The 9,240-nt window shown below is 32.4% G+C and carries 9 protein-coding genes; 3 read left to right on the top strand and 6 right to left on the bottom strand.

What is annotated here, in order from left to right:
- Window positions 1–1,793: B12-binding domain-containing radical SAM protein (locus tag ACIQ2I_RS06055; RefSeq protein WP_396181540.1), on the top strand; the 1,793-nt coding region annotated here is incomplete at its 5' end.
- Here the strand turns inward: ACIQ2I_RS06055 and mtaB are convergent.
- Entirely contained in the window at window positions 1,790–3,118 is a 1,329-nt protein-coding gene (gene mtaB, locus ACIQ2I_RS06050) for a tRNA (N(6)-L-threonylcarbamoyladenosine(37)-C(2))-methylthiotransferase MtaB (RefSeq protein ID WP_396181539.1), read from the bottom strand. The genes ACIQ2I_RS06055 and mtaB overlap by 4 nt on opposite strands.
- A gap of 346 nt (window positions 3,119–3,464) precedes the next feature.
- Here mtaB and ACIQ2I_RS06045 point away from each other — a divergent pair, with 346 nt between their 5' ends.
- Together ACIQ2I_RS06045 and ACIQ2I_RS06040 are read left to right on the top strand one after the other, a co-directional pair.
- Window positions 3,465–3,719 carry a type B 50S ribosomal protein L31 gene (locus ACIQ2I_RS06045; protein ID WP_396181538.1) on the top strand — a complete coding sequence of 85 codons (255 nt, stop codon included), beginning with the start codon at window positions 3,465–3,467 and terminating at the stop codon, window positions 3,717–3,719.
- A gap of 119 nt (window positions 3,720–3,838) precedes the next feature.
- Window positions 3,839–5,011 carry a GlmU family protein gene (locus ACIQ2I_RS06040; protein WP_396181537.1) on the top strand — a complete coding sequence of 391 codons (1,173 nt, stop codon included), beginning with the start codon at window positions 3,839–3,841 and terminating at the stop codon, window positions 5,009–5,011.
- Window positions 5,012–5,061: 50 nt separating this feature from the next.
- Here the strand turns inward: ACIQ2I_RS06040 and sufD are convergent, their stop codons facing one another.
- The 5 genes from sufD to ACIQ2I_RS06015 form a co-directional block, all read right to left on the bottom strand.
- Entirely contained in the window at window positions 5,062–6,381 is a 1,320-nt protein-coding gene (gene sufD, locus ACIQ2I_RS06035; RefSeq protein WP_396181536.1) for a Fe-S cluster assembly protein SufD, read from the bottom strand.
- A gap of 12 nt (window positions 6,382–6,393) precedes the next feature.
- Window positions 6,394–7,158 (bottom strand): Fe-S cluster assembly ATPase SufC, encoded by a 765-nt coding sequence (sufC, locus tag ACIQ2I_RS06030; RefSeq protein WP_396181535.1) that lies wholly within the window; start codon window positions 7,156–7,158, stop codon window positions 6,394–6,396.
- Window positions 7,159–7,194: 36 nt separating this feature from the next.
- The gene (gene sufB / locus ACIQ2I_RS06025) at window positions 7,195–8,643 is read right to left on the bottom strand and encodes a Fe-S cluster assembly protein SufB (RefSeq protein ID WP_396181534.1); all 1,449 of its coding nucleotides are present in this window, start codon (window positions 8,641–8,643) and stop codon (window positions 7,195–7,197) included.
- Window positions 8,644–8,704: 61 nt separating this feature from the next.
- On the bottom strand, window positions 8,705–9,076 hold the full coding sequence (locus tag ACIQ2I_RS06020) for a four helix bundle protein (RefSeq protein WP_396181533.1): 372 nt from the start codon (window positions 9,074–9,076) through the stop codon (window positions 8,705–8,707).
- A 42-nt stretch (window positions 9,077–9,118) separates the two neighbouring features.
- The coding region (locus ACIQ2I_RS06015; protein ID WP_396181541.1) for a HesB/IscA family protein at window positions 9,119–9,240 on the bottom strand (122 nt) is incomplete at its 5' end.

Genomic DNA, 9,240 nt, shown 5'->3' with positions numbered 1-9,240 from the left:
TGCAAGACAAAGCGAAACATTTAGCCACACTGTATTTGGAAGATATTTCTGATTTCATTGTGGAATGTGTAGATGAAAATTTCGGATTTAGTCGCTATGCAGAACGATTGGGTAGAAGTGCCAATTCTTTTGACGAACTATATGCAGAATTGTTAAAAGAAACTACGCATATTGATAAAATTACGCTTAAAATTTTAGAAGATAGAGTAAGCGAAATCCAACCGAATTTAGTTTTAATTTCAGTGCCTTTTCCAGGAAATTTATATAGCGCTTTCCGATGTGCTCAATATATTAAAGCACATTATCCATTAGTCAAAATTGCTATGGGTGGTGGTTTTCCAAATACAGAATTAAGAAGTATTAAAGATAAAAGAGTGTTTGAATTTTTCGATTTCATCACACTCGATGATGGCGAATTACCAGTCGAACTTTTATATAATTTTTGTCATTCTAAACTTGTTTCAGAACCTGAGTTTAAGCGCACTTTCTTATTAGATAATAATGAAGTTGTCTATAAAAATAATACTACAAAACCAGACTATAAGCAATCAGATGTTGGCACACCAGATTATTCAGATTTATTTTTGAATAAATATATTTCTGTAATTGAAATTGCCAATCCTATGCATAGTTTATGGAGCGATGGCCGCTGGAATAAACTAACTATGGCACATGGTTGCTATTGGGGAAAATGTACGTTTTGTGATGTTTCTTTAGATTATATAAAAATTTATGAACCTATTGCAGCAAAAATTCTTGTGGATAGGATGGAAGAAATGATTCTTCAAACTAGCGAAACTGGATTCCATTTTGTGGATGAAGCTGCACCGCCAGCATTAATGCGTGAAGTGGCTTTGGAAATTCTTAAACGCAAATTAGTGGTTTCATGGTGGACAAACATTCGCTTTGAAAAAAGTTTTACAAAAGATTTGTGCGTTTTATTAAAAGCTTCAGGTTGTATTGCGGTTTCTGGGGGATTAGAAGTAGCTACAGATAGATTGTTAGAATTAATAAAAAAAGGAGTAACAGTTGAACAAGTGGCTAAAGTCACGAATTATTTTACTGAAGCAGGAATTATGGTTCATGCGTATTTGATGTACGGTTATCCAACTCAAACTATTCAAGAAACAGTGGATAGTTTAGAAATGGTGCGACAATTATTTCAAGTTGGTACCATCCAATCTGGATTTTGGCATCAATTTGCCATGACGGCACACTCGCCTGTAGGATTAAATCCAGACGAGTTTGGCGTAATTCCGCAACAAAATGAAATTACTTTTGCAAATAACGACATTCAGTTTAAGGATAAAACAGGCATCAATCACGATAAGTTTACTTTTGGTTTGAAAAAATCCTTGTTTAATTATATGCACGGCATGTGTTTCGAGTACGATTTACAAGAGTGGTTTGAATTTAAAATTCCAAAAACTAAAATTGCTCCAGATTATATAGAAACTGCCGTTTTTGAAACTGTCGATTTCACACTAAAACCAAATGCCAAACTGTTTTGGATTGGAAATTTACCTATTGTAAATTATTTTACTAAATCAAAAAAAGGGGCTACTTGGGAAATGACCAAACTTACGTTTCATTTTAAAACGGATACTATTGAAATTTCTTTAGAAAAAGATCAAGCAAATTGGTTATTGAAATCTTTAAAAACACTTACAAATCATCCAATTCAATTAAAAGATTTAAAATTGGATTTCGAATCTCAGTTTGAAGATTTTGAACTATTTTGGTTTTCAAAACCGATAAGTTTATTGCGAAATTCTGGTTTGTTAGTAATTTAAACTGGAACATTCACAAATTCCAATCTTACCAAACCGTCATCGTCAATTTTAGTAAGTGTAATTTCGTGTAAGGTGTTGGCTAATTCTGGGTTCCAAGGCGTTTTTACTTTTACGTAATTTTCTGTAAAACCTGTAATGTAACCTTCTTTATTTTCGTTTTCAAATAAAACGGTTCGAGTGGTGCCAATTTGACTTTCATAATACGCTCTGCGTTTTTTTACGGAAAGTCCTCGCAACATTTTACTTCGTTTGCTTCTAACATTGGCAGGCACAACTCCTGGCATATCTGCAGCTTCCGTATTATCGCGCTCACTATACGTAAACACATGTAAATACGAAATGTTCATTTCATTTAAATAATTGTAAGTTTCTAAAAAGTGTTCGTCGGTTTCACCAGGAAATCCAACAATTACATCCACACCAATACATGCGTGTGGCATTACTTCTTTAATTTTATTTACACGTTCCGTATAAATTTCTCGTTGGTAACGACGTTTCATTTTTGCTAAAATTTCATTGCTACCACTTTGCAGCGGAATATGAAAATGGGGTACAAATGTGTTGCTTTTACTTACAAATTCAATTGTTTCGTTTTTTAGCAAATTAGGTTCAATACTTGAAATTCTTAGTCTTTCAATACCTTCAACCTTGTCTAATTCTTGCACTAGTTCTAAAAACGTATGTTCGTGTTTTTTGTTGCCAAATTCACCTTTGCCGTAATCGCCAATATTTACTCCAGTTAATACAATTTCTTTAATGTTTTGTTCCGAAATTTCTTTCGCATTTTTCAATACATTTTCCAACGCATCACTTCTGGAAATTCCACGCGCTAAAGGAATTGTGCAATACGTACATTTATAATCGCAACCATCTTGCACTTTTAAAAAAGCTCGGGTTCTGTCGCCAATTGAATAACTACCTACGTAAAAATCGGCTTCTTCAATTTCGCAACTGTGCACTTCGCCCATATCGTTTTTCGATAGGTCGTTAATGTAATCGGTGATTTTAAATTTTTCGGTAGCACCTAAAACCAAATCTACACCATCAACTGCGGCTAATTCTTCAGGTTTCAGTTGGGCATAACAGCCTACAGCTGCCACAAAAGCTTTGTCGTTTAGTTTCATCGCTTTTTTTACCACTTGTTTAAACTGCTTATCGGCGTTTTCAGTTACTGAACATGTGTTAATTACATAAATGTCGGCTACTTCTTCAAAATCAACTCTATCAAATCCTTCATCATTGAAGTTTCTGGCAATAGTAGAAGTTTCCGAAAAATTTAGTTTACAACCCAGTGTATAAAAAGCTACTTTTTTTCTATCAGACATACTTTTTTCTTTGGGCGTGCCCTTTCAGGTCGTGCTATCCGTTACAATCTTTTTTTATGTCTTGAAAAAAGCCACAAAAAAAGGATTTTCACTCTTATCACTCACGCAAATCGGTTGCAAAATTACGTAGATTTTTCTTAAGTTATAAAACTTTTAGTATCAGATTTTAAGATAAAGCCGTTTCTAAGAAAAAAATAATGGCATTTTATTTGTAGTATTGGGTAATAGTATTATATTTGCACCCTGAAATAAAAACATAATTAACAAAAGGTTATAAGGCGTTTACACCTTTTTATAGTAAAAAGCCGCGGAACAAATTATAATCATACATTTAAAGATTTACAAAATGAGAAAAGGAATTCACCCAGAAAACTACAGATTAGTCGCTTTCAAAGACATGTCTAACGATGATGTATTCATCACAAAATCAACTGTTGACACTAAAGAAACTATCACGCATGAAGGTGTGGAGTATCCGGTTTTCAAAATGGAGATTTCTAGAACGTCTCACCCTTTTTACACTGGTAAATCTAAGCTTATTGATACTGCAGGTCGTATCGATAAATTCAAAACTAAATATGCTAAATTCTCAAAAGAATAGTAGAATTTATATACATAATTTAAACCTCGAATTTATTCGGGGTTTTTTTATTTTTATAAGTCAAATTTCTTTGTAAATTTGAATCGTTAAGTTTTCATTAAACCTTTTAAACTTTTTCAATGAACTATATTCTTTTTGATGGACCACATCGTAATGCTTTGTTACCATTTACTTTCACCAGACCAGTCGCTGATATTCGTGTTGGAATTTTAACGATTCGAGAAAAATGGGAAAAATATTTAGGTTACACCACCACCACAATTACCGAAGACTATTTGTCTGAAAAATGGCCAATGGTGGAAATGGAAAACAATGTGATGATTAATGCCTCATTTTTACCAAATGATATTTTGGTAGCAATGATTAAGAATTTGGAACACAATCAAGCCATTTTTCAAGAAGAAGAAGTAGTGGCTTTTTTCGCTAAAGAAGGCGAAGAAGTAGATTTTGACAGTTTTGAAGTGATTGAATTTACAAATGATTGCATTAAAATAGAAAACACTTGGAATATTTTTCAAAAAAATGATGTTGCCATCCGTGAAGATTATGAGTTGTTAACTGAAGACCGATATTCACAACCGATTCCTAAATCGGTAAACGTATTATCCCCAGAAAATATTTTTATAGAAGAAGGCGCGAAATTAGAATTTGTAACCTTAAACGCATCAACAGGTCCTATTTATATTGGTAAAAATGCTGAAATAATGGAAGGTTCTGTTATTCGAGGTCCTTTTGCTTTGTGCGAGTCGGGGAGAGTGAAGCTAGCTACAAAAGTATATGGTGCTACTACTGTTGGACCCCATTCTGTAATTGGCGGTGAAGTGAATAATTCAGTTTTGTTTGGGTATTCTAATAAAGGACACGATGGATTTTTAGGAAATGCGGTGTTAGGTGAATGGTGTAATATGGGTGCAGATAGCAACAATAGCAACCTCAAAAACAATTACGAAGAAGTAAAATTGTGGAGCTATGAAACAGAAAATTTTGCTAAAACTGGTTTGCAATTCTGCGGTTTAATGATGGGCGATCACAGTAAATGCGGTATTAATACTATGTTTAATACTGGAACAGTTGTTGGAGTTAGTACCAATATTTTTGGAGCCGGGTTTCCAAGAAATTTTGTACCAAGTTTTAGTTGGGGTGGGGCAAGTGGCTTTTCAACCTACTTAACTAATAAAGCCTTTGAAACCGCTAAAATTGTCATGGCAAGAAGAAATGTTGAATTTTCAGAGGAAGATTCCAAAATTTTAGAGCACGTTTTTGAAATTACTAAAAAATATAGAAAAGAGTAAAAAAAAAGCAGTTTCAAAATAATGAAACTGCTTTATTTCTGCTTTGTTTTTTATAAGTCAAATCCCATATTTACGCCTAATTTGTCGGCTATAATTCGAGCAATTTTATTTCTTAGTTCTGGTATTTTTACACTATTTGTAACTTCACTTGTAAACGCGTACATCAATAATGCTTTGGCTTCTTTTTTTCCAATTCCACGTTGTTGCATATAAAACATGGCACTTTCATCTAACTGTCCAATAGTGCATCCATGTGAGCATTTTACATCATCTGCAAAAATTTCTAATTGTGGTTTCGCATTAATTGTTGCTTTATCACTTAATAAAATATTATTATTTTGCTGAAAAGCATTTGTTTTTTGCGCTTCTTTTTCCACGAAAATTTTCCCATTAAAAACACCAGTGGCGTTTCCATCTAAAATAGTTTTATAGTTTTGATGACTTTCACAATTTGGTGTAGCATGTTGCACTAAAGTATAATGGTCAACATGTTGTTTGTCGCCAATGATAGTAATTCCTTTTAAAGTAGAATCAATATGTTCTCCTTGGTGATAGAAATTTAAATTATTTCTAGTAATGTTTCCTCCAAAAGAGAAAGTATGAACCGAAACATGACTTTCTTGTTTTTGAGCAATGTATGAATTGTCAATTAAATTTGCAGTTTGTATATCATTTTGAACTTTATAATAATCTACTATAGCGCGTTTTTGAGCAAATACTTCTGTTACCGAATTTGTTAAAACCGGATTGCTATTCAAACTCTGATGGCGTTCTACAATTTGAACATGTGCATTTTCGCCTACAATTATTAAATTTCGAGGTTGTGTCATTAACGCTGCTTCTGAGCCAGTTGAAAAATATAAAATTTCAATAGGTTTGTCAACCACTTTGCTTTTAGGAATGTTTACATACGCACCTTCTTGAGAAAAAGCAGTGTTTAATGACGTTAAACTATCTTCTAAGTTCGCAATTTTGTTAAAATATTGGTCAATATACATTTTATATTTTGGTTTGGTTAAAGCCGAAGACATTAAACAAACATCTAAACCATCATGTGTAGTTGATGATAAGTAAGAACTAAATTTTCCGTCAATAAATACAACTTTATAAGTATCAACTTCATTTAAAAAATATTTTTTTACATCAGCAAATTCTACTGCGTTTTCTTTTTTGGCAAATACACTAAAATCATTTTTTAAAATGGCATTTAACGAGGTATATTTCCATGCTTCCTCCTTTTTAGTAGGAAAACCTTTGTTTTCGAAGTTTTTTATAGCCGAAGTTCTAATGTCGTGTAACTCGTTATTTACATCAACAATTTTATCTTCAAACGCCATAAATGACGATAGTATTTTTTCTTTTAATTCCATTTTTTTTTTACTTTACGACTTTTGACTTTCGACTACTTCGTTTTTAATCCAATCGTACCCTTTTTCTTCTAATTCTAAAGCTAAAGAGGCATCTCCTGATTTTACAATTTTTCCATCCATTAATACATGTACAAAATCTGGAATAATGTAATCTAATAAACGTTGGTAATGCGTGATTACTAAAACAGCATTGTTTTTGTTTTTTAGTTTGTTTACACCGTTGGCAACAATTCGTAAAGCATCGATATCCAAACCAGAATCTGCTTCATCAAGAATAGCTAATTTAGGTTCTAACATCGCCATTTGAAAAATTTCATTTCGTTTTTTCTCTCCACCAGAAAAACCTTCATTTAAAGAACGAGATAAGAATTTTCTATCAATTTCTAATAATTCTGATTTCTCACGGATTAATTTCAGCATTTCATTGGCAGGCATATCATCTTGTCCACGTGCTTTGCGCGATTCGTTAATAGCTGTTTTCATAAAATTAGTTACCGAAACACCAGGTATTTCTACCGGATACTGAAAAGATAAGAAAATCCCTTTGTGTGCCCGTTCTTCGGGTGCTAATTCGGAGATATTTTCACCTTCTAATAAAATTTCACCAGCAGTTACGTTATAGTTTTCGTTTCCAGCAATTATGGAGGAAAGTGTGCTTTTTCCTGCACCATTTGGACCCATAATAGCATGAACTTCTCCGGCTTTTACTTCTAAATTAATTCCTTTTAATATTTCTTTGTCTTCTACTGAAGCGTGTAAGTTTTTGATTTGTAACATGGTATAAATGTGTTTTTTATTCTGATTTATATTTGATTATCCTACTGAACCTTCTAAACTAATTTCCAATAATTTTTGAGCTTCCACAGCGAATTCCATTGGTAATTTATTTAAGACTTCTTTACTGAAACCATTTACAATTAATGCAATTGCTTTTTCAGTTGGAATACCTCGTTGGTTACAATAAAACACTTGGTCTTCTCCAATTTTTGAAGTTGTGGCTTCGTGTTCAATTTTTGCACTGGTGTTTTTACTTTCTATATAAGGAAAGGTGTGTGCACCACAATTATTACCCATTAGCAAACTATCACATTGTGAAAAGTTTCGAGCATTGTCTGCATTTTTACTTATTTGAACCAATCCACGGTAACTATTTTGTGATTTTCCAGCTGAAATTCCTTTTGAAATAATGGTTGATTTGGTATTTTTACCTAAATGAATCATTTTTGTCCCCGTATCCGCTTGTTGGAAATTATTTGTAACAGCGATAGAGTAGAATTCACCAATTGAATTATCCCCTTTTAAAATACAAGATGGATATTTCCAGGTTACGGCAGAACCTGTTTCAACTTGTGTCCAAGATATTTTTGCATTTTTTTCACACAAACCTCTTTTGGTTACAAAATTGAATACACCACCTTTTCCCTCTTTATTCCCTGGATACCAGTTTTGAACAGTAGAATATTTTATTTCGGCATCATCTAAAGCAATTAATTCTACAACAGCCGCGTGAAGTTGGTTTTCGTCTCGACTTGGAGCTGTGCAACCTTCTAGGTAAGACACATAACTACCTTCATCAGCAATTAATAAGGTTCTTTCAAACTGTCCTGTACCACCTTGATTGATTCTAAAGTAAGTCGACAATTCCATCGGACATTTCACGCCTTTTGGAATATAACAAAAACTTCCATCAGAGAAAACGGCTGAATTTAAAGCGGCATAAAAATTATCTTTTTGCGGCACAATAGTTCCTAAATATTTCTTAACTAATTCAGGATGTTCCTGAATGGCATCGGAAATAGGGCAAAAAATAATACCTTTTTCGCCTAGTGTTTTTTTGAATGTAGTAGCTACTGAAACAGAATCTACAACAATATCCATAGCCACATTATTCATTTTTTTCTGCTCGTCAATAGAAATACCTAATTTTTTATACATTTCTAATAACTCAGCATCTACATCATCTAATGTTTTATTTGGATCTGATTTTTTTGGTGCCGAATAATAGGCAATAGCTTGAAAATCTGGTTTTGAGTATTTTACATTGGCCCATTCAGGTTCTTCCATTTCTTTCCAAGCGGCGAATGCTTCCAAACGCCAATCGGTCATCCATTGTGGTTCGTTTTTCTTTTTAGAAATCGCGCGCACAATGTCTTCATTTAAACCAATAGGAAACGTTTCCGATTCTAATTCAGTATAAAATCCGTATTCGTATTCTTTATTTTCTAATTCGACTTTTAAATCGTCTTCTGTATATTTACTCATTTTAATAATTTAAAGATTGAATAATTTAAAGATTGAAAAATTCTTTAAACTCATTAATCATTTATTTTGTATTTAATTTTGTGTTCAAATATTTTATAAAATTTGAAATATTCTGAGAAATTTCAATAGTTAGATTCAAACTTTTCTGTATTTCATCTACAGAACAAAATTCTAATTCTTTCGCTAAAATTAACATATTTCTTACTTCAGCACAACTTCCTTTTGCAATTTTCAAATATCTTATAAATTGTTTATTATTGTTATATTCTGATCCTTCAGCAATGTTATTCGTTATTGAAACTACAGCTCTTTTTATTTGATCTTTAAAACCATATTCCTTATCTAATGAGGTATTGTTTACTAAACTAAAAATTAGTTTTGTTAATAAAACTCCCTTTTTGTGTACCTCAAACTCCTCAAAAGATTTTGTCATAATCTTAAATCTTTAAATCATTAAATTTTTTAATCTTAAGATTTAAAGCGAAAAACTTTCCCCGCAACCACAAGTTCTTTGTGCATTTGGATTGTTAAAAACAAACCCTTTTCCGTTTAAACCTCCTGAGAATTCTAAAATAGTACCTGCTAAATATAAAAACG

It is taken from the genome of Flavobacterium sp. (genome assembly GCF_044368995.1).
In the GTDB taxonomy this organism is placed as follows: Bacteria; Bacteroidota; Bacteroidia; order Flavobacteriales; family Flavobacteriaceae; genus Flavobacterium.
Note: the sequence above shows the minus strand (reverse complement) of the source record. Positions and strands in the feature narration are given on the sequence as shown.

Coding starts and splice junctions, on each gene's coding strand:
- ACIQ2I_RS06020 (WP_396181533.1), bottom strand. CDS start 9,076: ATGACAAAATCTTTTGAGGAGTTTGAGGTACACAAAAAGGGAGTTTTA.
- sufC (WP_396181535.1), bottom strand. CDS start 7,158: ATGTTACAAATCAAAAACTTACACGCTTCAGTAGAAGACAAAGAAATA.
- mtaB (WP_396181539.1), bottom strand. CDS start 3,118: ATGTCTGATAGAAAAAAAGTAGCTTTTTATACACTGGGTTGTAAACTA.
- ACIQ2I_RS06045 (WP_396181538.1), top strand. CDS start 3,465: ATGAGAAAAGGAATTCACCCAGAAAACTACAGATTAGTCGCTTTCAAA.
- sufB (WP_396181534.1), bottom strand. CDS start 8,643: ATGAGTAAATATACAGAAGACGATTTAAAAGTCGAATTAGAAAATAAA.
- sufD (WP_396181536.1), bottom strand. CDS start 6,381: ATGGAATTAAAAGAAAAAATACTATCGTCATTTATGGCGTTTGAAGAT.
- ACIQ2I_RS06040 (WP_396181537.1), top strand. CDS start 3,839: ATGAACTATATTCTTTTTGATGGACCACATCGTAATGCTTTGTTACCA.